At 65.3% G+C, this 21,350-nt stretch carries 21 protein-coding genes and 1 tRNA gene; 13 read left to right on the top strand and 9 right to left on the bottom strand.

The features are described from left to right. Positions 1-17 precede the first annotated feature (17 nt). The gene (gene phoB / locus VGM71_RS14825) at positions 18-707 is read right to left on the bottom strand and encodes a phosphate regulon transcriptional regulator PhoB (RefSeq protein ID WP_331546514.1); all 690 of its coding nucleotides are present in this window, start codon (positions 705-707) and stop codon (positions 18-20) included. Positions 708-785: 78 nt separating this feature from the next. Next, positions 786-2,402: a M48 family metalloprotease gene (locus VGM71_RS14830; protein ID WP_331546516.1), complete on the bottom strand. Its 1,617-nt coding sequence runs from the start codon at positions 2,400-2,402 to the stop codon at positions 786-788. 155 nt (positions 2,403-2,557) lie between these two features. Between VGM71_RS14830 and grxC the strand changes: the two genes are divergently transcribed. Further along, positions 2,558-2,827, top strand: coding sequence for a glutaredoxin 3 (gene grxC / locus VGM71_RS14835; RefSeq protein WP_331546519.1), 270 nt, complete (start codon positions 2,558-2,560; stop codon positions 2,825-2,827). Positions 2,828-2,976: 149 nt separating this feature from the next. Continuing rightward, complete coding sequence (locus tag VGM71_RS14840) at positions 2,977-3,999, top strand: isocitrate dehydrogenase (RefSeq protein WP_331546522.1); 1,023 nt, start codon at positions 2,977-2,979, stop codon at positions 3,997-3,999. Positions 4,000-4,129: 130 nt separating this feature from the next. On the opposite strand, the gene VGM71_RS14845 is transcribed toward VGM71_RS14840, so the two are convergent. Then, on the bottom strand, positions 4,130-5,053 hold the full coding sequence (locus VGM71_RS14845) for an aspartyl/asparaginyl beta-hydroxylase domain-containing protein (RefSeq protein WP_331546663.1): 924 nt from the start codon (positions 5,051-5,053) through the stop codon (positions 4,130-4,132). A 277-nt stretch (positions 5,054-5,330) separates the two neighbouring features. Here VGM71_RS14845 and VGM71_RS14850 point away from each other — a divergent pair, with 277 nt between their 5' ends. Then, a complete protein-coding gene (locus tag VGM71_RS14850; RefSeq protein ID WP_331546524.1) occupies positions 5,331-7,142 on the top strand; it encodes a hypothetical protein in 1,812 nt (603 codons plus the stop codon). Between the two features lie 50 nt (positions 7,143-7,192). Here the strand turns inward: VGM71_RS14850 and VGM71_RS14855 are convergent, their stop codons facing one another. The 3 genes from VGM71_RS14855 to VGM71_RS14865 all read right to left on the bottom strand — a co-directional run bounded on the left by VGM71_RS14855 (position 7,193) and on the right by VGM71_RS14865 (position 9,729). Then, positions 7,193-8,581 (bottom strand): PhoH family protein, encoded by a 1,389-nt coding sequence (locus VGM71_RS14855; protein WP_331546526.1) that lies wholly within the window; start codon positions 8,579-8,581, stop codon positions 7,193-7,195. Between the two features lie 82 nt (positions 8,582-8,663). Next, positions 8,664-9,134 carry a peroxiredoxin gene (locus VGM71_RS14860; protein ID WP_331546528.1) on the bottom strand — a complete coding sequence of 157 codons (471 nt, stop codon included), beginning with the start codon at positions 9,132-9,134 and terminating at the stop codon, positions 8,664-8,666. Positions 9,135-9,159: 25 nt separating this feature from the next. Then, complete coding sequence (locus VGM71_RS14865; protein ID WP_331546665.1) at positions 9,160-9,729, bottom strand: glycine cleavage system protein R; 570 nt, start codon at positions 9,727-9,729, stop codon at positions 9,160-9,162. 148 nt (positions 9,730-9,877) lie between these two features. On the opposite strand from VGM71_RS14865, the gene dapA reads away from it, so the two are divergent. Together dapA and VGM71_RS14875 are read left to right on the top strand one after the other, a co-directional pair. Next, positions 9,878-10,771 carry a 4-hydroxy-tetrahydrodipicolinate synthase gene (gene dapA / locus VGM71_RS14870; RefSeq protein ID WP_331546530.1) on the top strand — a complete coding sequence of 298 codons (894 nt, stop codon included), beginning with the start codon at positions 9,878-9,880 and terminating at the stop codon, positions 10,769-10,771. 22 nt (positions 10,772-10,793) lie between these two features. Beyond that, positions 10,794-11,384, top strand: coding sequence for a hypothetical protein (locus VGM71_RS14875; protein WP_331546532.1), 591 nt, complete (start codon positions 10,794-10,796; stop codon positions 11,382-11,384). A 42-nt stretch (positions 11,385-11,426) separates the two neighbouring features. Here the strand turns inward: VGM71_RS14875 and VGM71_RS14880 are convergent, their stop codons facing one another. The 3 genes from VGM71_RS14880 to VGM71_RS14890 all read right to left on the bottom strand — a co-directional run bounded on the left by VGM71_RS14880 (position 11,427) and on the right by VGM71_RS14890 (position 13,073). Continuing rightward, on the bottom strand, positions 11,427-12,254 hold the full coding sequence (locus VGM71_RS14880; protein ID WP_331546534.1) for a hypothetical protein: 828 nt from the start codon (positions 12,252-12,254) through the stop codon (positions 11,427-11,429). A gap of 392 nt (positions 12,255-12,646) precedes the next feature. Further along, positions 12,647-12,970, bottom strand: coding sequence for a ferredoxin FdxA (gene fdxA / locus VGM71_RS14885; RefSeq protein WP_331546536.1), 324 nt, complete (start codon positions 12,968-12,970; stop codon positions 12,647-12,649). Between the two features lie 27 nt (positions 12,971-12,997). Continuing rightward, positions 12,998-13,073, bottom strand: a tRNA-Glu gene (locus VGM71_RS14890). Between the two features lie 180 nt (positions 13,074-13,253). On the opposite strand from VGM71_RS14890, the gene pcnB reads away from it, so the two are divergent. The 8 genes from pcnB (at position 13,254) to VGM71_RS14930 (ending at position 21,301) form a co-directional block, all read left to right on the top strand. Next, entirely contained in the window at positions 13,254-14,615 is a 1,362-nt protein-coding gene (gene pcnB, locus VGM71_RS14895) for a polynucleotide adenylyltransferase PcnB (protein ID WP_331546537.1), read from the top strand. Continuing rightward, on the top strand, positions 14,612-15,097 hold the full coding sequence (gene folK, locus VGM71_RS14900) for a 2-amino-4-hydroxy-6-hydroxymethyldihydropteridine diphosphokinase (RefSeq protein ID WP_331546539.1): 486 nt from the start codon (positions 14,612-14,614) through the stop codon (positions 15,095-15,097). Before pcnB ends, folK begins: the two co-directional genes overlap by 4 nt. A 58-nt stretch (positions 15,098-15,155) precedes the next feature. Continuing rightward, on the top strand, positions 15,156-16,241 hold the full coding sequence (locus VGM71_RS14905; protein ID WP_331546541.1) for a GlcNAc-transferase family protein: 1,086 nt from the start codon (positions 15,156-15,158) through the stop codon (positions 16,239-16,241). A gap of 39 nt (positions 16,242-16,280) precedes the next feature. Further along, positions 16,281-17,123, top strand: a complete 843-nt coding sequence (panB, locus tag VGM71_RS14910) for a 3-methyl-2-oxobutanoate hydroxymethyltransferase (protein WP_331546543.1) — start codon at positions 16,281-16,283, stop codon at positions 17,121-17,123. A 10-nt stretch (positions 17,124-17,133) separates the two neighbouring features. Then, the gene (gene panC, locus VGM71_RS14915; RefSeq protein WP_331546545.1) at positions 17,134-17,979 is read left to right on the top strand and encodes a pantoate--beta-alanine ligase; all 846 of its coding nucleotides are present in this window, start codon (positions 17,134-17,136) and stop codon (positions 17,977-17,979) included. 136 nt (positions 17,980-18,115) lie between these two features. Continuing rightward, positions 18,116-18,496, top strand: coding sequence for an aspartate 1-decarboxylase (panD, locus tag VGM71_RS14920; protein ID WP_331546547.1), 381 nt, complete (start codon positions 18,116-18,118; stop codon positions 18,494-18,496). Positions 18,497-18,589: 93 nt separating this feature from the next. Next, positions 18,590-20,224: a glucose-6-phosphate isomerase gene (gene pgi / locus VGM71_RS14925; RefSeq protein WP_331546549.1), complete on the top strand. Its 1,635-nt coding sequence runs from the start codon at positions 18,590-18,592 to the stop codon at positions 20,222-20,224. 174 nt (positions 20,225-20,398) lie between these two features. Beyond that, the gene (locus VGM71_RS14930) at positions 20,399-21,301 is read left to right on the top strand and encodes a hypothetical protein (RefSeq protein WP_331546551.1); all 903 of its coding nucleotides are present in this window, start codon (positions 20,399-20,401) and stop codon (positions 21,299-21,301) included. Positions 21,302-21,350 lie beyond the last annotated feature (49 nt).

Raw genomic sequence — 21,350 nt, forward strand, 5'->3', positions numbered from 1 at the left:
AACCTAGGGCCGGGCGCCTAGGTGCTCGAGGAGAACCGGTAGCCCGCGCCGCGAACGGTCTGGACCATGTCGTCCAGCTTCCACGGCTCAAGGGTCTTGCGCAGGCGGCGGATGTGCACGTCGACCGTGCGTTCCTCCACGTATACGCTGCCGCCCCACACATGGTCGAGCAGCTGGGCGCGCGAGTACACGCGCTCCGGGTGCGTCATGAAGAAAAAGAGCAGGCGGTATTCGGTCGGCCCGATGGGCACCGCGTCTTCGCCCGCGAATACGCGGTGCGCGGGGCCATCGATGCGCAGACCACCCAGTTCCACCACGCCCGAGCCGTCGTCGCCCTGGCTGCGGCGGAGGACCGCCTTGATCCGGGCGATGAGCTCCCGGGTGGAGAAGGGTTTGATGACGTAGTCGTCGACGCCGGCTTCCAGGCCGTTCACGCGGTCCATTTCCTCGCCGCGGGCGGTGAGCATGATGATGGGGATCTCCCGCGAGAGCTCCTCGCGGCGGAGGCGCCGGGCCAGTTCCAGCCCGCTGGTGCCCGGAAGCATCCAGTCGAGCAGGATCAGGTCGGGAACCCGTTCCGAGATGGCCATCTGTGCGGCGCGGGCGTCGGCGGCGTGTGCCGCGTCCATGCCCGCCTTGCGAAGCGCGAAGGCGACCATGTCGCGTATCGAAGCTTCGTCTTCCACGATAAGGATGCGCTTATGCACGCTGGGACCGCCCGTTGGCTATGACGGTCATATTGCAGCCATGCTGTGTTACACGGCAATGACAATCGTCACATTGGCCTACTGGCTCCGGCCGTCGGGGTTGTCGTCGGTGGTCACCCGGCGCTTGCGCAGCTCGAGCAGGAGCGGGGTCAGGTCGCTGATCCGGGCCTGGATGCGGGAGCGCTGGTAATAGTCGAGGTCGTCCCGCTTCAGCAGGCGGCGCAGCTGCTCCATGGCGTCGAAGGGGCGGCCGGAAAGGTAGGCGCTGTCGGCATAGGCCTCGGCGGCGCGCACGGTATCCCCCGAGCGCTCGCTGGCCCGGGCGAAGGTGCGGAAGATCTCCGGATCGTCGCTGTCGTCGAGCATCGGCCGTAGCAAGGTTGTGGCGGTGCGGGCGTCATCGGCACGGCCGCTGTCGGCCAGGGCCTTGGCATAGCCCAGGGCCACGGCCCGGTTTCGGGGAGAGTTTTCGTGCAAGGCTTTGTAGATCGCCATGGCGTCGCCGTGCCGCCCGGCGTCCTCATAGGCGTCCGCCATGGTCAGGCGGATCACCACGCTTCCTGGCTGGCTGGCGAGGAGCGGCTGCAACTGGCCCACGGCCAGCGCGCCCTGGTTGCTGCGGATGAGGGCCAGCGCGTAGCCATAGCGGTTGGCCGCGTTGTCGAAATCCTTCCGCTTCAGGTTCGTGACGTAATAGCTCGCGAGCTTCCGGGCATCGCCTGACAGGACACGCACCCGTTCGCGCATCAGCGCGTATGTATCGCCGGCGCTGTCCGTGGCTACCTTGGAGGCGACGCCGACCAGGGTGGTAGGGTCCTTCACGAACGCCAGCGGAGCGGTGCTCTTCTCCCAGGTGGCCTTGTCGATGGTGGGCAGGCGCGGCTTGTTCGCCTGGCGTTCCTCGAGCACGCGGGCCCGGGCCTTGGCGTCGCTGATGCGGGCGAGGGTTACGGGATGGGTCTGGAGCAGGGCGGGCAGCGCCTCCTCGCCTTCGCCGACGCGCAGGGTGTCCTGCATGCGGCCGAAGAACCCGGCCATGGCGTTCGGGTCGAAACCGGCGTTGGCGAGGGTCTGGATGCCGACCCGGTCGGCCTCGACCTCGTCCTTGCGGGTGAAGTTGATCTGCCGCTGCAGCAGCAGGCCCTGTCCACCCATGAGCACGGCCGGGGCGGCGTCGCCCGCACCACCGCCCGCACCGGCGGCAATGGCGCCCAGCAATACCAGGGCCATCAGCGGCGCGTTCTTCTTCGAGTCCTCGAATGCCCGGTACAGGTGGTTCTGGGTGATGTGGCCGATTTCGTGCGCGATGACGCCGGCCAGTTCGCTTTCGCTACGGGTGATGTCGATCAGGCCCGCGTTCACGCCGATGTAGCCGCCCGGCGCGGCGAAGGCGTTGATCTGGTCGTCGCGCACGATGAAGAAGGAAAAATGGTCCTTCGGGCGATCGCTGGCGGCAACGAGGCGGTAGCCCAGGTCGTTGATGTACTGGTCGAGCAGCGCGTCGTCCACGGTCAAGTCCAGCGCGTGCATCTGGCGCAGCATCATCGCGCCGTACTGGTCGGCCTCCCGCGGGCTGATCAGGGCATTGGCGGAGCTGCCCAGATCGGGCAGGCGGACGGCGTCCTGGGCGCCCGCGACGAAGGTCGCGAGGGTGGTGGTGGCGACGAGGGCGAGGCGGGAAATGGACGGGCGCATAGTCAAACGACGATACCATCACCAAACGATGAGTTTGCCTTCCACGAGCGGGGCGCTGGGATGCTTTGACCACGGCTCCGGCCGCGGGTTCGCCGGTCTTGTAAAATCCAGCCCAGAGCGCCATCTTGCGCTCATTCCTGCCGAGAAATAGCGTCATGTCCACGCCTGATATCACCATTTATTCGACGGCCGTCTGCCCGTACTGCGTGGCGGCCAAGAACCTGCTGAAGGCCAAGGGCCTGTCGTGGAACGAGGTGCGCATCGACACCGATCCCGTCCAGCGCAACGCGATGCTCGAAAAGAGCGGCGGGCGCCGCACCGTGCCGCAAATCTTCATCAACGGTACCCATGTGGGCGGTTTCGACGACCTCGCAGCGGCCGACCGCAGCGGCCGTCTGGCCGAGATCCTCGAGGCGGCGCACTGATGGCCGGCGACCGGGTGAAGGCGTCCGGCGATACCGCCGCCTGGATGGACCCTACGGTGGGCTGATCTGCACGATCCTTGAAGGAAGCGGGGCAGATCGCCGATAATCAGGCGATTTTTTCGCTACGCTTCCCCTTCAGGAGTATCCCCATGAGCAAGACCATTGCCGTGATCCCCGGCGACGGCATCGGCCCCGAGATCATGGACGCGACCATTCGCGTTCTCGAAGCGCTCGATTGCGGCCTCACCTATGACTACGTGGACGCCGGCGTGGCGGCGCTCGAAAAGCATGGCGATCTCCTCCCCCAGGCCACGATCGACGCTATCGAGAAGCACAAGGTAGCCCTGAAGGGGCCACTGACCACACCCATCGGGGGGGGCTTCACCTCGATCAACGTCACCTTGCGCCGCAAGTTCGACCTCTACGCGAACGTGCGTCCGGCGATCAGCTTCCCGGGCACTAAGGCGCGCTACGAGAACATCGACATCATCACGGTGCGCGAGAACACCATGGGCGCGTACATGGCGGAAGGCCAGACGCGCGAAGGCGAGGGCGAGAACGAGGTGGCCGTGTCGGTCATCCGCAACACCCGCCCGGGCATGGAGCGCATCTGCCGTTATGGCTTCGAGATGGCGCGTAAGAAGGGCCGTAAGAAGGTTACGGCCGTGCACAAGGCCAACATCATGAAGACGTCGTCGGGCCTGTTCCTCGACGTGGCGCGTGAAGTGGCGAAGGATTACACCGATCTCGAATTCAGCGAGATGATCGTCGATAACGCATGCATGCAGCTGGTGATGAACCCGTACCAGTTCGACGTGATCGTCACCACGAACCTGTTCGGCGACATCCTCTCCGACCTCTGCGCCGGTCTCGTCGGCGGACTGGGCCTCGCGCCGGGCGCGAACATCGGCAAGGACGCAGCCATCTTCGAAGCCGTGCACGGTTCGGCTCCGGACATCGCGGGCCAGAAGAAGGCCAATCCCTGCGCACTGCTGCTCGCCGCGGCCGACATGCTCGACCATCTTGACATGGTCGCCAAGGCCACCCGCCTGCGCAGCGCCATCCGCGACGTGATGGATGCCCACGATCGCACCACGCCGGACGTCGGCGGTACCGGCACCACGGACACCTTCGGCGACGCGATCGTCGAGCGGATCCGCGCTACGGCCTGACACCACGCGTAGGAGCGCGCCCTGCGCGCGACAGGTTTTGAGGCCGTGACATGGAGCTGGCGCGCCAGCTTTGGGAACTGGGACGAAAACCTGTCGCGCGCAGGGCGCGCTCCTACATGTGCACTACGCCTCAGCGAAAGAACGGATACGGCGCGAGGAAGATGAGCCAGATCATCACGACGATGCCGATGTACTTCAGTACGCGAAAGAGTTTCGGATTCGCCTTCTTGAACCGGCGCGTGCGGTCGCGACTCCGCTGGTTGAGCGCGAACATGCGATTGACGAAGCCGACCTGTTCCTTGCCATCGTCGCTGTTCGGCGAGGCGGTGATCGAACCCATGAACGCGCCCACGCGCTTGTTGATCGCGGTCATCAGGCCGCTCTTCAGCGGGCGCTCCACGTCGGCGAACAGGATCACTCGGGTCTGGTCCGTGCGGTTCTCGGCCCAGTGCACGTAGGTTTCATCGAAAACCACATCCTTTCCGTCGCGCCACGCGTGCATCTCGCCGTCGACGAAGATGCGGCAGTCGTCGGAGTTCGGCGTGATCAGGCCGAGGTGGTAGCGCAGCGATCCTGCGAACGGATCCCGGTGCGGATTGAGCTTGCTGCCCGGCGGAAGCAAGGCGAACATCGCGGCCTTCACGCTGGGAATGGTTTTGAGCAGCTTCACCGTTTCCGGGCACAGCGTTTCGGCCGACGCGAGCGGCTCGCCATACCACTTCAGGTAGAAGCGCTTCCAGCCCTGCTTGAAGAAGGAATTGAACGAGGCGTCGTTGTGCTTCTCGGCGGAGCGGATGAATCCCTCGTCGAACAAGTGGAGCGCTTCCTCACGGATCGTCTGCCAGTTGGCCTGGAGCAGGTCGAGTTGGGGGAAGCCGCTGCGGTCGAGGATCGGTCGGGCGGGCACCGCCGAGAACGCGTACATCAGCAAGTTGTACGGCGCGAAGATCGCCGAATGATCGACCAGCTGGCGGTCGAAGCGCAGGCGCGAGCGGCCACGCAGGTGCACCAGCAGCACGCAGAGCGCGAACAGGATCAGCACGTACAGGACGATGAAGCGTGGCCCGAGGAAATTCATGCGGAGGACTCGAGGGGACGGGCGACGGTACGCCGTGGGCGGTTATATCAGCGCCATAGGATACTCCGCCCCCGTTGCCTGGGCACCTCCGTCGTCCTGACACCGGGGATCGACGCTTCTCGGCTTCCGGTCGGGCGGAGGCCCATGGATTCACGGTAGCCGGGGCGGGCGCCTACAACTTAAGCGGGATTGTAAGTGGAACGTGCACGGCGGATGCTGGACATCGACGGGCCACGGAATGGCTGGAGGCAACATGGACAGGAAAGTCTTCATGGCGGCGCTGCTCGTGTCGCTCGCACCAACGTTCAGCGATTGTGCCCCCCTTCACCGCGAGGCGCCGCAGGTGTCAGTCCCGGTGACCGACACGATGGCGCGGGCTTCCGGCCTTACCTCCGCACCCGCCACGGAAAGCGCGCCGGGCGGGGACGGCCCCGCGGTACGACAGGGCGTGCGAGGGCAGCAGGTCGCGGCTGCCCTGCGCGAGAGGTTCGACGACGTCGCGCAGCAATGCCTGGGCTCCGCGACGGCGCCGGGATTCCTGTGCAGCGGCGTGATGCTACGTCCGTCCAGGGCGTCGGATTTGCAGCATGCGTGGAACCCGACCGATGCCGAAATCACGGCCGGCGGGATGACGGCAACGTTCCTGCGCCGCGATATCCTCTTCGGCAGGCTGGCGCAGGAGGACGACCACGGTCTGGTCCTTTATCCGGTGCTGGGCACCCCTGCGGGCAAGTTGCGCCTGCAGGTGCTGTGCGTGTTCCCGACGTTCGCCCGTTCGGAAGAACGAGACCGGCCCGGCTGCGGACGGCACCCGGCGTATTGGGATCAAACCCGCTACTGCCAGGGACAGGGCATCACAACGGCGGCAGGCTGGCTCGCGCACGTCAGTCAGGCACCCGGTGGCGATATCGCTCGCTACCAGTGCAGTTTCGACATTCGCGATAGTGCGGCGGATACGGCGAGGATATTCAACGAGGTGCCGCTTATCCGGGCCGCGTTAAGCGCGGAAGCCGGAGGCCAGCCACCGGAATTTATCGTTGCGCCCTGGCCGCGGGACGCCGTCGCGCAGGTGCCCGTGGAGGCTATTTTCTACGTGTCAGGCACCGGTGGCGTGGCCGCTGCCCGGCGTGACCAGGAAGACTTCTTCAGGAATTCCGGCGGCATGGTTCTGCCGATTGTCCAGATTACCCTGCCGGCGACTTCCGGCGCGGATGCAGGATTCGAGTTCCGCGAAGAGGATCAGGTGCCGCTGGCACCCACGGGTGCCTGGATAGCCGACGACATGGAGGCGCGCTATCGCTCCAGCGTGGCCGATTGCGGTACGCCCACGCGCCCCGCTTTCCTGTGCTCCGGCGTGCTTGTGCGTGGCACGGCGTTCGCCCCGAGCTTTCATTCGTGGTTGCCTAGCCCCGCTTCCGTGTCCAGGCAAGGCGTATCGTTCACCTACCTTCGCCACGACTTTCCCGTCGAGGCGATTTATATTCCAGAAGGCTTCATCGTTTATCCCGCGCTCGATACGCCGGAGGGTAAAGAGCAAGCGGTTATCCGTTGTGTGTTCCCTGTGGACGGTCATACGGCGGGACGCTCGAATGCGTGCAATGAGCACCCCTATTATCCGGTAGCGAGCAAATCCTGCCAGGACCAGTCGCCTGCCATCACCACCGTGTCGACGTGGCTTGCGCATTTCAATGGGGCACCGGCAGATCCCGCTGCCCGGTCCCAGCACCAATGCGGGTTCCGGCTTGTGACAGGCACGCCAGACAGCGCGGCCATCTTCATCGAGGCGGGCAAGGCAACGTCGCTGGCCACGCCAGTGTCCGCTCTGACCAAATACAATGAAGTGGTCGTGCAGCCGTGGGCTCAGACCATCGGCGCGCGCGTTCCGCTCGAAGCGTTCTTCTATATAGCCGGTACGTATGGCCTGGACCCGGCGCAAAAGGACCAGAAGGACTTCGAGGCTACCTTGGGCCTGCGCGTGCCAATCATCCGCATCACATTGCCCGCCAAGCCAGAGCAACGCATGTTCGAGTTCGATCCGGCAGACCAGGCGGTGCCGTACCCTTGAATGGCGAGGACCATGAGCGCGGGTTCCGTTGCCCGCGCTCATGTTTCTCTTTACAACGCTTCCGAGGCGAAATCCGCCAGCCTGGACCGCTCGCCCCGCCTCAGTGTGATGTGGCCGGAATGCGCCCACATCTTGAAGCGGTCCACCGCGTAGGTAAGGCCCGAGGTGGTTTCAGTCAGGTATGGCGTGTCGATCTGTTCCACGTTGCCCAGGCAGACGATCTTCGTGCCAGGGCCCGCACGGGTGATCAGTGTTTTCATCTGCTTCGGCGTGAGGTTCTGCGCTTCGTCGATGATGAGGTAGCGGCTGAGGAAGGTACGGCCGCGCATGAAGTTGAGCGAGCGGATCTTCACGCGCGAGGCGAGCAGGTCGTTGGTGGCCTGGCGACCCCAGGAGCCGCCTTCCTCGGGGTTGGCGAGTACTTCGAGGTTATCGGTGAGCGCGCCCATCCACGGTGTCATCTTCTCTTCCTCCGTGCCGGGCAGGAAGCCGATGTCCTCGCCGACGGAAACGGTGGCGCGGGTCATGATGATCTCGCGGTAACGCTGCTGGTCCATCACCTGCGCTAGGCCGGCGGCGAGGGCGAGCAGGGTCTTGCCGGTGCCGGCGGTGCCGAGCAGGGTGACGAAATCCACCTCGGGATCCATCAGCAGGTTGAGTGCGAAGTTCTGTTCGCGGTTGCGTGCCGCGATGCCCCATACGCCATGCGCCGCGTGACTATGGTCGTCGAGGAGAACGAGCTTCGCCTTGCGCGCGTCCTCGTCGCCGGTGAGTTCGAGCACGCGCAGTTCCACGTCATTCTCGCCCGGCATGTAGAGGCACTGATTGGCGTACCACAGCTCGTCGTCGCGCACGTTCACTTCGTAGAAGGTGCGGCCGCGCTCGTTCCACGAGCGCAGTTCCGGGTGCAGGCTCCAGAAATCCTCCGGTAGTTCGTCGGAGCCCGTGAAGAGCAGGGCAAAATCGTCCAGCGCGCGGTCGTTCTCGTAGTCTTCCGCAGTGATGCCGTGGATCGACGCCTTGATGCGGAGGTTGATGTCCTTGGTGACAAGGATGACCGGACGATCAGGGAACTGGTCGCGAAGGTCGATGACCGACGCGAGGATCTGGTTGTCGGCCTTGCCGTTGCCGTGCCCCACCCGCTGTTGGAAGAACAGGCGCCCCACGGCGCCGCGCTTGAGGTTGACGCCGTGCGGGTTGGTGAGTTCCAGGCCGTTGCTGATGCCGTGGCCGTTGCCGCGCTCGATCAGTTCGTTGAGGAAACGACTGACCTGGCGGCCGTTGCGCGAGACTTCAGAGCCGCCTTTCTTTTTATCGTCCAGTTCCTCCAGCACCGTCATCGGGATGAAGACATCGTGTTCCTCGAAGCGGAACAGAGCGGTCGGGTCGTGCAGAAGCACGTTGGTGTCGAGGGCGTAGATGCGTTTGCTTCCGGTCATGCGGAAGTGACCTCATGCGGAGGTTGCGGATGCCGGCCGCACGGCGACGGCCGGAGGGGAAAGCCGCGTGTCGCGGTATCCGTCACGCGGGGGGAACACTCAGGAGTGCGCCTAGGACGGCCTGCGCATGGCCGGGTATCTTGATGCCGCGCCATTCCGCGGCCAGGCGGCCGTCGGGATCGATAAGGAAGGTGCTGCGGACCACGCCCATGTAACGTTTTCCGTACAGCACCTTCTCGTGGATGACGTCGAACGCCTTGCACCAGGTTTCGTCGGCGTCGGAAACGAGCGGGAACGGAAGTTCATGCTTCGTCGCGAAATTCGCGTGTGAGCGCACCGAATCGCGCGAGACGCCGATCACCTCGGCGTTGTGGGCACGGAACTTCCCGTACAGATCGCGGAAGTCCTTCGCCTCGTTCGTGCAGCCAGGCGTGTTGTCCTTGGGATAGAAGAAGACGACGACCCACTGGCCCTGGAGCGAAGGCAGCGACAGCGTGGAGCCGTCGCCGAGCGTGCCTTCGAGTTTCGGTAGCTTCTTGCCCTTGGCGGTCATGCGTGCGTCTGTCGCTCCTCGGAGGTCAGAATTTCACCGGATCCATGATGGCGTCGAGGTTGAGGCCATCGCACAGTTCGAGGAAATCGTCGCGCAGGGCGGCGATGTGCGTTTCCGCGGGAATGCCGATCGTGATCTGGGCCTGGAACATCTCGGCGCCGGTCTGCATCGCCTGGTAGCGCATGGAGGAAAGCTGCTCCACGCTGATGTCGCGGCGGGAAAAGAACTCGATGATCTTCACCAGGATGCCGGGACGATCGGCGGCGATCACTTCCACCAGGTAAGGCAGAAGGTGGGCCGTGGGTTCGCGCGGCGTGGTGCGGTAGTGGACGATCTGGATTTCCTCGTCGCGCCCGAGCTTGCCGAGCGAGGTTTCCAGCTTGGCCACCGCGTCCCATGCACCGACGGCGAGGAGCATCACCGACGTATCGTTGCCGATCGTCGAGACCCGGGCGTCGGCGAGGTTGCAACCGGAGTCGGCGATCCGCTTGGCCAGCGCCAGGATTGGCGCGCGGTGCGCCGGCGACAGCGTCGAAATAAGGAGCTGGTTATCGGTGGCGCCGTTGCGTGCTGCGGAACGATTCAAGGCGGAAATTACCCATGGCGCGTCCCGCGGTGCGCGGAACCAACGCTTTGGGAGCAGCTTACTTGCCCCTGTCGCACGCTAGCAAGGCACCCCCGAATGGACGCGCCAGAACGGCCCCGGTAACATGCGAACGGCTGATGACACAACGGGTTTCACCTTGGATATCTCAGGAAGCATCACCGCGCTGGCGACCCCTTTCGCCGCCGACGGTTCCCTCGACCTGGAGGCCTTCGGGCGGCTGCTGGACCAGCAGCTGGCAGGAGGCACGCAGGCAGTTGTCGTGGCCGGCTCCACCGGCGAATCGCACTTCCTCGAGCATGACGAATACGAGCGCCTTCTGGCCTTCGCGGTGAAACACGTGGCCGGGCACATCCCGGTCATCGCGGGTACCGGCGAGGCGGGCACGGCGAAAACCATCGCCGCCACCCGACGCGCCAAGGCCCTCGGCGCCGATGCCGCGCTGGTCGTCGCGCCGTTCTACGTGCGTCCCACCCAGGAAGGCCTGCGTCGCCATTTCCTTGCGGTGGCGGACGAGGGCGGCCTGCCCGTGATCCTCTACAACGTGCCTCCGCGCACCGGCTGCGACATCGCGCCGGAAACCGTGGCTGTCCTGCGCGATCATCCCGCCATCGTCGGCCTCAAGGAGGCCCGTGGCGATGCCGGACGTATCCAGGCCATCGCGGAACTTATCCGTCCCGATTTCGTCTACCTGAGCGGCGACGACGGCTCGGCCCACCAGGCCATGCTGGCGGGCGCCGCGGGGACCATCTCCGTCGTGGCCAACCTCGTGCCCGAGGCTTTCCGTGCCCTCTGCGACGCCGCCCGTGCGGGCGACGCAGGGCGGACCGCGGAGATCGCGGCGCGGCTGGCCCCGTTGGTCGAGGCCTTGAATTGCGCGCCCAACCCCATCCCGGTCAAGGCCGGTTTGGCCGCCCTGGGGCTCGGTTCGGCCGCGCCCCGGCTGCCGCTGGTGGAGCTCGGACCTGGTCCGGCGCTGGCGCGGCTACGCGAAACACTCGCGGCTCTGGCACCATTGGCGTCTGCCGCCTGAAGCACAACCCAACGGAACTAACATGAAGAAAACCTCGTACGCGCTGGTCGTCCCGGCACTGCTCCTCTCCGTCCTGGTCGTTTCCGGTTGCGGCGCGTTCCGCTCCAAGAAGGATTGGCAAAGGGCCCAGCAGGAAGCCCCGCTCGAGATTCCGCCCGGCCTCGATACGCCTTCGACAAGCGCCGCCCTGGTCGTTCCGGACGTGGGCTCCGGTGCATCGGGCGCTGCCGCCAGCCAGGCAGCCGCGCCGGTGTCGGACGGCTTCATCCTCGCCGACGATGCCGATGCCGCTTACCGCCGCATCGGCGAGTTGCTCAGCGTGGGCGACCTGGGCAAGGTCACCTCGCACGACGACGCGACGCACACCTACCAGATCGCCGCGAACCGCGGTAAGCCGGAAGATCGCCCGGGCTTCTTCCGCCGCATGTTCGGTGGAGGCAAGAACGCCGACCAGGACACCAGGGATGCGCCGGCTTCCGCATCGGGCAACACGCAAAGCGTCGTGCTGAATGTCACGGCAAGCGGCAGTGGCAGTGAAGTCCGTGCGCAGGGCGATGCCGATGGCGTTCGCCGCGTGATCGACGCGTTGAAGTCGCGCATGGGCAGCAAGTAAGCAAGGAGGTGCCCCTGGCAAAGGGGCACCTCCAGGGTCTTTTCAGCGAACTTGCTGGTCCGCTGCCACGTACCTGAACGAAGCCGGCCCGTTCTGCACTGTCGGTAGCGTCATCTGGATTACCGGCACCCAGCGGCCGGTACGCACCCTGAAGTCGCCCTGGTTCGCTTTTGCCTCGGCCAGGCCGGTCGTCCCCGTCAGATAGAAGAAAGCCTCAAGCGGGATGCGAGTGTCGCCCACTGTCCAGGCGCCGATTTTGATCTCCGTAGGTATGGCAAAAGCTCTCGCGCCAAGGGCGTTACGAATAAGTGCGAATTGGGCAAACACCCCGGAAGCTGCCGAACCTGGCTTGAGATTGAAGCCGCACTGGTTTCCGTAGAGCTGGCCGGCACCAAACAATTGGATCCACCGCGCGCTCGTTGTAATTCCCTGCGCCTGGCAAGGGCCCGAGTTGGCTATGTTCGGAGTCGGACCACAACCGTCGTTTTCCGCCGAGCGACGACCATTGGTCGCTGCGTCGACCGGATAACCGCAAAGCACGGTTAGTTGTGTAAAGCCGTCCGACGGAGTGTCCGCGTAAAAAAACGGCAGGATGATGTACCCGTTCGCAAAGTTGAAGGCGAATCGCTGCATGCCACTGTCCCGTCGCAACCAGGAGAACGACACGCCCCTCGGTTGGGCATTGGCCGGGTTCGGGTTCCAGGTATCGAATCCAGGCCCCCGCGCGGTGACGCGCAGGAGGATGCCCGAACATAACAGCGCCGGCAGCGGCTTGGGATCGCTCGAATTCTTTCGGCAATCGCTGAGTTTCTCGTCGTAGCGCTCCTGCAGATGCCTGGCGACCGTGGCGCCCTCAGTATCGTTCGCCATGCTCGATACAGGCGTGTCGCACGAGCCCGACTCCGGCGGGCATGCAGCCTGGGCGCCAGGGGGTTCCGCCCCCAGGGCTTCGTACGTGATGCGCTGCTCGCAGAAGCCCGATGCCGGGGGGCATGGATCAGACGCCCGTTCCGCTGCCGCAGCGATGGGTTCTGCCATCCCGGACCTGGGTCCAAGCCCTGCGCACGCAACGACCAGGGCGACCAGGGCCGCTGACCCCAGAGCGCGCACGTAATGACCAATCCGTGTGTTCATGCCGCACCTCCATGTGCGATTGCCGGTGATCGGGACCTCTTACCGCACAGTGTTCGGCAGGAGGCTGGTCACGACCATACGCCCTCGGTTGTAGGCGCGTGCGGCACGTATCCGGCCGCCTGAGTGCCTCAGCGCTGAAGCTGCTCCAGCTTGTCCGGCTTGCCTTCCCATTCCTTGGCGTCGGGAAGGCCGTCCTTCCGCTCGGTGATCACTGGCCAGCTCTTCGAGAGCTCCGCGTTGAGCGCGACGAACGGCTCCTGGCCCGCGGGAACGTCGTCCTCGGGGTAGATGGCGTTGATCGGGCATTCCGGCTCGCAGAGGGTGCAATCGATGCACTCGTCCGGATTGATCACGAGGAAGTTCGGGCCTTCGTGGAAGGCGTCCACGGGGCAGACCTCGACGCAGTCCGTGTACTTGCACTTGATGCAGTTGTCGGTAACGACAAAGGTCATGCGAACGGTTCGGCGCCGGAAGGAAAGTGGTGCTCCCTACGAGGTTCGAACTCGTGTTCCCGCCTTGAGAGGGCGGTGTCCTGGACCACTAGACGAAGGGAGCGGGTCGTACATGAAGTACGAAGCGCGCTAGTATAGCCGAATTCGACCACCCGGCAATGGGTTTCCCTGCCGCTCGTCGAATGGGGCCGAATTCGTTACATTTGGCCCATTCATCCCAACCGGCATACGGTAGGGCAGCCACGTGTACGGGCGCCGGGGCGCCCGCCAGGACTTCGACCGCTTGAATCCCGAAACCAGGAGTGACGTTCCGCCGGCATTGCGCATCATCCCGCGCGACCAGCACTCCATCTCCCGCAAGAACATCAGCAAGGCCGCTTTGCGCGTGCTGTATCGCCTGCACGACGCAGGCTTTTCCGCGTACCTTGTCGGTGGCGCCGTGCGCGACCTGCTGCTGGGTGGTCATCCGAAGGATTTCGACGTCGCGACCGACGCCACGCCGGACGAGGTGAAGGGGCTGTTCCGCAATTGCCGCCTGATCGGCCGGCGGTTCCGCCTGGCCCACGTGGTTTTCGGCCCGGAAATCATCGAAGTGGCGACCTTCCGTGGCACCGGCGAGGAAGGTGGGGAGGGCGACCGCCACATCGTCGACGGCCGGATCGTGCGCGACAACATCTGGGGCTCGATCGAGGAAGACGCGGTCCGCCGCGACTTCCGCGTCAATGCCCTCTACTACGACATTGCCGATTTCAGCGTTCGCGATTATGTCGGCGGCATGCGCGACCTCGAAGATCGCAGCATGCGACTCATCGGCGACCCGGAGCAACGTTACCGCGAGGATCCCGTGCGCATGCTTCGCGCTGCACGCCTTGCGGCGAAACTGGGGTTCACCATCGATTCCGCGGCGGAAGCACCCTTCGCCACGCTGGGCCACTTGCTGGGCGAGGCCGCGCCGGCCCGCCTGTTCGACGAGTCGCTGAAGCTGTTCCTTGCCGGCCACGGCCTCAAGAGCTTCAAGATGCTCGAGGCGCGCGGCTTGCTGAAATTCCTGTTCCCGGCCACCGCCCGCGCACTCGAGCGCGGCGACCACGCCCTGCGTGCCCTGGTCGAGCAGGGTCTGGCGAATACCGACGCCCGTATCGCCGAGGGCAAGTCGGTCACCCCGGCCTTCCTTTACGCCGTGCTCCTTTGGGGCGAAGTACGCGACCAGGCCCAAGGCTGGATCGCCAATGGCCAGGACGACAACGAGGCCTGGCAGCGCGCTGCCGTGCACGTGGTGGGCGAGCAGTGCCAGCGCGTGGCCATCCCGCGCCGCTTCACCTTCACCATGGAAGAAATCTGGGCGTTGCAGCCGCGCTTCGAGCAGATCCACCGCAAGCGCGTATTTCGCCTGATGTCGCATCCGCGTTTCCGCGCCGCTTTCGACTTCCTGCTGCTGCGTGCGCACGAATCGCCCCGCATGCGGGAACTGGGCGAGTGGTGGGCGCACGCGCAGCAGCTCCCGCCGGAGATGCTGGCGGCCGCACTTGGCGGCGGCGGCGTCCCCCCACACGAGCCCTCGGTGGCCTCCGGCACCCCGCCGCGGAAGCGCCGCCGCCGGCGTAAGCCGGTGGGGCGCGGCAAGGGCGATTCGGGCGGCGCGTGAACGCCCGCGCCCTCATCGGTCTGGGCGGCAATCTCGGTAATGTACGGCAGACCCTGGAATCCGCCATCGAGCGACTGGCCCGGCATCCGGGTATCGATATCGCCGGGCGTTCGCGCTTTTATCGCACCTCGCCATGGGGTGTCGTCGACCAGCCGGATTTTGTGAACGGCGCCGTCGCGGTCGATACGACCCTGGAGCCGCATGCCCTGCTGGATGTACTCCTGGAAACCGAGCGCGCTTTCGGGCGCGTTCGCGACGGCATGCGCTGGGGGCCGCGCACGCTGGACCTGGACCTGCTCGCCCACGGTGGCGCGATCGTCCACGACGAACGGCTCGAGCTTCCGCATCCACGCATGGCGCAACGTGCCTTCGTCCTCCTGCCGCTGTCCGACATCGATCCCACCTACGAGATTCCGGGGCACGGCACGGTCGCGAGCTTGCTGGAAACGCTTGATACCCGGGGCTGCGAACCTCTTCCCTAGTCGTTCCGGGCGGGCGTAGCATCGATCGTGCGCCAGGAAGGTGCACCAGGAGACGCTCATGGACGAGCCCGGAAAGACCATCTTCGTGCAGATTCCCGCCTACCGGGATCCCGAACTGCTGCCGACCCTCATGGACCTCGTCGACCGGGCCACGCATCCGGCCCGGCTGCACGTGAGCGTGTGCTGGCAGCACGACGAAGGCGAAAACCCGTCCTCGTTCGCCGAGGCGGGCTTCGACATGACCAGTAGCGTCGCCGCCGGCCGTCTCCATCATCATCTATCGCGGCGCGCCGCTTCCCTGCGGATCTTCGACTACGCGATGCGCGAGTCGCGCGGTTGCGGTTGGGCGAGGGCTGTGGCGCAGCAGGGATTCGACGGCGAGCACTACATGCTGCAACTCGATTCGCACCACCGTTTCGCGGACGGCTGGGACGTCCAGTTGATCGGGATGCTGGAGCGCGTCCGTTCCGGCCGGTACCCGCGGCCCGTACTCGTGGCACATCCACCCGCCTACGAGCCGGGGCAGCCGGTACCGGACCGCTGTGAGGAGGGTTACCAAATCGATTTCGTCGGTTTCGGTGGCCCCGGCGTCGTGCGCACGCGCTCCTCACCCATCGCTTCTCCCGCGGGCCGGCGCGCACCCGTGCGCGCGCGGTTCTTCAGCGGCGGGTTCGCGTTCGCCGACGGGAGCTTCGTTCGCGACGTGCCCGCCGATCCCGACCATTACTTCAATACCGAGGAAATCACGTTGGCGGTGCGAGCGTACACGCACGGGTACGACCTGTTCCATCCGCACCGCCACGCCCTCTGGCATCACTACGGGCGGCAAGGCATGCCCAAGGTCTGGGAAGACCAGTCGCGGGCCTTGGCGCGCGGCGAAACCACACTCGACGGTGCGCAGCTCGGCATGCGGGCGATGGTCGCGGCGGAGGCGGCCTTCGGCATGCACGGAGCACCCGAGCCGGTCGACTGGCTCGGCAAGCAGCGCAGCCTCGAGGATTACGAGCGCTATGCAGGCCTATGTTTCGCCCTGCGTGCGGCCACGGCGGAGGTGTTCGCACGCATTCCGCCATCCGACGCGGACACCGGCCTGGGCCGAAGCGCCTGGGAAGCCAAACTGCGACCGGCCCCCTGGTTTCCTTGAGATACCGCGCCTGTAGGCGGACAATTCCCGTTTCTACCCATGAGGCGACAGAGCGTGTACGTCGAAAATACGAGTGCGCCGGCGCGCAAGCCGGTGACCGTGCCGGGCCTGAAGGCGATGAAAGCCGAAGGCCGGAAGATCGTGATGCTCACCGCCTACGACGCGAGTTTCGCCGCGCAGCTGGAATCCGCCGGGATCGATGTGGCCCTGGTCGGCGATTCCCTGGGCATGGTGGTGCAGGGCCGGACGAGTACGTTGCCGGTCACGGTCGACGAGATGGTCTACCACACCGCGGCGGTGGCCCGCGGGCTCTCGGCCACCTTGCTGGTGGCCGATCTTCCGTTCATGAGCGACCGCGACGTGCCGGCGGCGATCGATGCCGCGGCGCGGCTGGTCGCCCAGGGCGGCGCGGCAATGGTGAAGATCGAGGGCGCGGGCCGGGTCTGCGGGGTGATCGCCGCGCTGGCGGAGCGGGACATCCCCGTATGCGCCCATCTGGGCCTCACCCCGCAATCGGTGAATCGCTTCGGTGGTTACAAGGTGCAGGGTAAGACTGAAGAAGCGGCTGAACGCCTGTTCGCCGACGCGAAGGCCGTGGAAGCGGCAGGCGCGGACCTGCTCGTGCTCGAATGCGTGCCGGCCGCGCTGGCGGCGCGGATCACCGCGGAACTTACCATTCCCACGATCGGCATCGGTGCCGGTGTGGATTGCGACGGCCAGGTGCTGGTGGTCTACGACCTGCTCGGTCTTACGCCAGGCAAGCGGCCCCGATTCTCCAAGAATTTCCTCACCGGCCGCGATTCCATCCAGGCCGCCATCGGCGCCTATGCCGAGGACGTGCGCGAAGAACGCTTTCCCGGCATCGAGCACAGCTTCACCTGAGGACACCACCATGCAGACCGTCACCGATGCCGCCGCACTGCGTGCCGCGATCCGGGGCTGGCGCACCGCGGGAAAGACCGTGGGCTTCGTGCCCACGATGGGCAACCTGCACGCGGGCCATCATTCGCTTCTGAAGCTGGCGCGGGCGCGGGCCGACCGCGTGGTCGCCAGCGTCTTCGTCAATCCGACCCAGTTCGGACCTGGCGAGGACTTCGAGCGCTATCCGCGCACCCTGGCCCAGGACCAGGCCGGCCTGGCCGAGGCCGGCTGCGACCTGCTGTTCGCGCCCGATGTCGCCACGATGTACCCGTTCGGTCCCGCCGCCAGCGTGAGCATCCACGTACCGGTGATCACCGACACCCTGGACGGAGCGCATCGGCCCGGGCACTTCGATGGCGTGGCGACCGTTGTCGCCAAGCTGTTCAGCCTGGTGTCGCCCGATCTGGCCCTGTTCGGGCAGAAGGACTTCCAGCAGCTCAAGGTGATCGAGCGCATGGTCCGTGACCTGTCGCTTCCGCTCAAGGTCATGTCCGCACCCACCCTCCGCGAAGAGGACGGCCTGGCCATGAGTTCTCGGAACCAGTACCTGTCTCCCCAGGAGCGGATAAGGGCGCCGATGATTCATGCAACCCTCCAGCAGATACGCGACCTGTTCCGCCAGGGGCATGCCTGGCAGGCCCTGGAAACGGCCGCCAAGGCCCGCCTGGAGCGGGCGGGCTTCGTTCCGGACTATGTGGCCATCCGCCGTGCCGAGGATCTCGGCGAGCCGGGGGCTGAGGAACGGGAGGGCCTGGTCGCCCTGGTGGCGGCGCGCCTGGGCACCACCCGCCTCATCGACAACCTGCCGTTCGACTGACGGCTTCACGAACGGGGACTTGCGTTTCATCGCGCGGTCCCTCATAAAGCGCACCGACAGAGGAAGCCCACACGACGAGCGGGTAACCCTCCGTTAGAATGGGCGTTTTTTTCAAAGACAAACCCCAGAGACCGCCATGCACCTCAACATGCTCAAGTGCAAGATCCACCGCGCCACGGTGACTCACGCCGAGCTGAACTACGAAGGTTCGATCGCCATCGACGGCAACCTGCTGGATGCCGCCGGCATGCGCGAGTACGAGCAGATCCATGCCTGGAACATCGACAATGGCGAACGCTTCGTCACCTACGCGCTGCGCGCGGAAGAGGGCTCCGGCATCATCTCGGTGAACGGCAGCGCGGCGCGCCGCGTGTCCCCCGGCGACCTGCTGATCATCGCGGCGTTCGTGGGTCTTTCCGAGGCGGAGCTGGCGAAGTACCAGCCGGACCTTGTCTACGTGGACGCGGACAATCGCATCACGCACACGAACCATTCGATCCCGAAGCAGGCGGCCTGACCCGCCTGCCGCTCGCGCGGCATCCATACAATTCACTTACGCTGCACTGCGGTAAGATCGTCGCTTCCCTTCTGTCGCAGCCCTGTGGAAGCTATGGAATCAAAGCACGCACCGTTGCCCTCGTTCGAGGAGCACGCCTCCCGTCTCGCCGGGACCCATCTGCGCACCCTCGTGCAGGACGACGCGCGCGGCGAACGCCTGCGCAAGCGCATGGGTCCCATCCTCCTCGACGTATCGCGGCAGAAGCTCGACATCGCCGCGCTTGACGCCGTCGGTGCCTACATCGAAGGCACGGGCTGGACGGCCGCGCGCGACGCGATGTTCGAAGGCAAGCATATCAACACATCCGAGGACCGCGCGGTCCTGCACACCGCCCTTCGCGGTGGTGCCTCGCGGCATCCCGCGGCGCCGGCGGACGTCCGCAAAGAAGTCTCGGATGCGTTGGACAAGATGGAAACCATCGTCAGCGCCGTGCACAGGGGCGACGGCGAGTCGGTCGGCCTGATCGGCGGCGTCACGGACGTGGTGAACATCGGTATCGGCGGATCGGACCTCGGTCCGCGCCTGGCCGTGCATGCGCTGGAACAGTTCCACGTGAAGGGCATCACCAGCCACTTCCTCACGAACGTCGACGGTCAGGCCGCGACGGACCTGATGAAGAAACTCGATCCGGCGCATACGCTGGTCATCCTGGTGTCAAAGAGCTTCAACACGCAGGAAACCCTGCTCAATGGCGGGGTTTTCCGCAACTGGATACTGAAAGCCAACGACGGCGACGAGAAGAAGACCACGAAGCATTTCATCGCCGTGAGTTCCAATGTCGAGGCGGTTCAGAGGTGGGGTGCCTCGCAGGTGCTCCCGATGTGGGATTACGTGGGTGGCCGCTTCTCCCTGTGGTCGGCGGTGGGCGCCTCGATCGCGTTCTCCATCGGCATGGCGGGCTTTCGCGAATTGCTGGCCGGTGCCGCCGAAGCCGACGACCATTTCCGTACCGCGGAGTGGAAGGATAACCTTCCGGTATTGCTGGCCATCGCAGAGGTCTGGAACCGCAACGTCCTTGGCCGCAACAGCCGTGCCGTGGTGCCTTATGTCGATTCGCTGGCCGATCTTCCGTCCTACCTACAGCAGCTGGAGATGGAAAGCCTCGGCAAGCACGTGCATCCGGACGACGGCAGCGAGGTGACGCAGCCGACGGTCCCGGTCGTCTGGGGCAGCATCGGCACCAACGCGCAACATGCCTATTTCCAGGCACTGCACCAGGGCACCGACACCGTGCCGCTGGAGTTCATCGGCCTGGTGAAGCCGGCGCATCCGCTGCGCGAGAACCACGACGTGCTGCTGTCCAACCTGCTGGCACAGGCCGCGGCGCTTTCGCTGGGCAAGACATTCGACGAAGCGCTCGCCGAGGCGAAGAGCGGTAGCGAATCCGAGCGCCGCGCGCTGGCCGCGCAGCGCACGTTCAAAGGCGATCGCCCGAGCACGGTGTTGATGCTCGACGCGCTCACGCCGCATTCGCTGGGCGCGCTGATCGCGCTGTACGAGCACAAGGTGTTCATGCTCGGCCACCTATGGGGCATCAATGCGTTCGACCAATGGGGCGTGGAGTTGGGCAAGGTGATCGCTAAGCAGATCTATCCGTCGCTCGCCAACGATAAGGACCCCGGCGACCTGTCGCAGTTCGACGGTGCGACGCGGGCATTGATAGGCGCTATCCGCGGGCGCCGCTGATCCGCTCTCAGACGGTCGATCCATGAACGAAAAACCCGGCGCCGGCCGGGTTTTTCGTTTCCGCCTGCCGAATAGGCAAGGACTCGAACCTACAACAGATGACATATCGCATGCGTCCCTCCACTGGCCGCACAATCGCATCGCAATGATCACCCAAGGAAGGGGAGAAGGTCCATGGAACACCGCTTTTGTCTGTACCTCATGGGCATGGCGCTCGCGGTGGCGATAATCGGTTGCAGTGGGAAGACACCGGATTCGCCCGAAGCGAAGCCGGTCGCGACAAGAGTGGAAGACGGTCCGACCGTCGCCGCGCACCTTCAAGAGCGCTACAACGAATTGCGCGAGGATTGCGGGATGCCGACGCGTCCCGCATTCCTGTGCTCGGGCATCCTCCTTCGCTCCACCGACTATTCCCCGGCATATCGTTCCTGGCTTCCCAACCCGGCGACGGCCGCTTGGGGGGTATCGTTCTCGTGGTTGCGCGGCGACTCCCCTTTCGTGGACACGCATCCGACGGGGAACGGGTTCATCGTCTATCCATGGTTCTACGCCGACGACGTACCCGGCCAGTACGAGCAACTCAATGTACGTTGCATCTATCCGCAGGACGCGTGGACGGCTGGTCCGGATCGGTGTCGCGAAGTTTGCCAGGATCTGGACGTGACGACCGCGCAGCAATGGCTGGAGAGATACACCGATAACGAGGACCAGTGCGCTTTCGGTGTGGGGCATGGGACCAGCAATTCGGCGCATGCGTGGACGCAGGTGTCGATCGTGCGACGCGAGGGGCGCATGTCCGAACGCAACGAAGTCATCGTTGAAGCATGGCGGGAGGACGTGGGGAGGCAAATGCCGCTGGAAGCCTTCTTTTATCGCGACAACTGCCATCGCGAGGACCATCTGTGCCGTATCGAGACGACTGTCGAAGAGCGGCGGCAGCACGCGAGGGCGGACCAGCGGGATTTCCTGAAGTTCACTAGGCGCTGGGTACCGGTCATCCGCTGGACCCCTTCGCTCGACCCTGTACCGGGTTCGGGTTTCACCTATGACCCGGCGGACCAGGGTGTCCAGCCATGATCGTCAGACTTCCAGTGTCGCCAGGTCGCCCTTGTCGCGGCGTCGATCC

It is taken from the genome of Luteibacter sp. (assembly GCF_036499525.1).
Lineage (GTDB): Bacteria > Pseudomonadota > Gammaproteobacteria > Xanthomonadales > Rhodanobacteraceae > Luteibacter.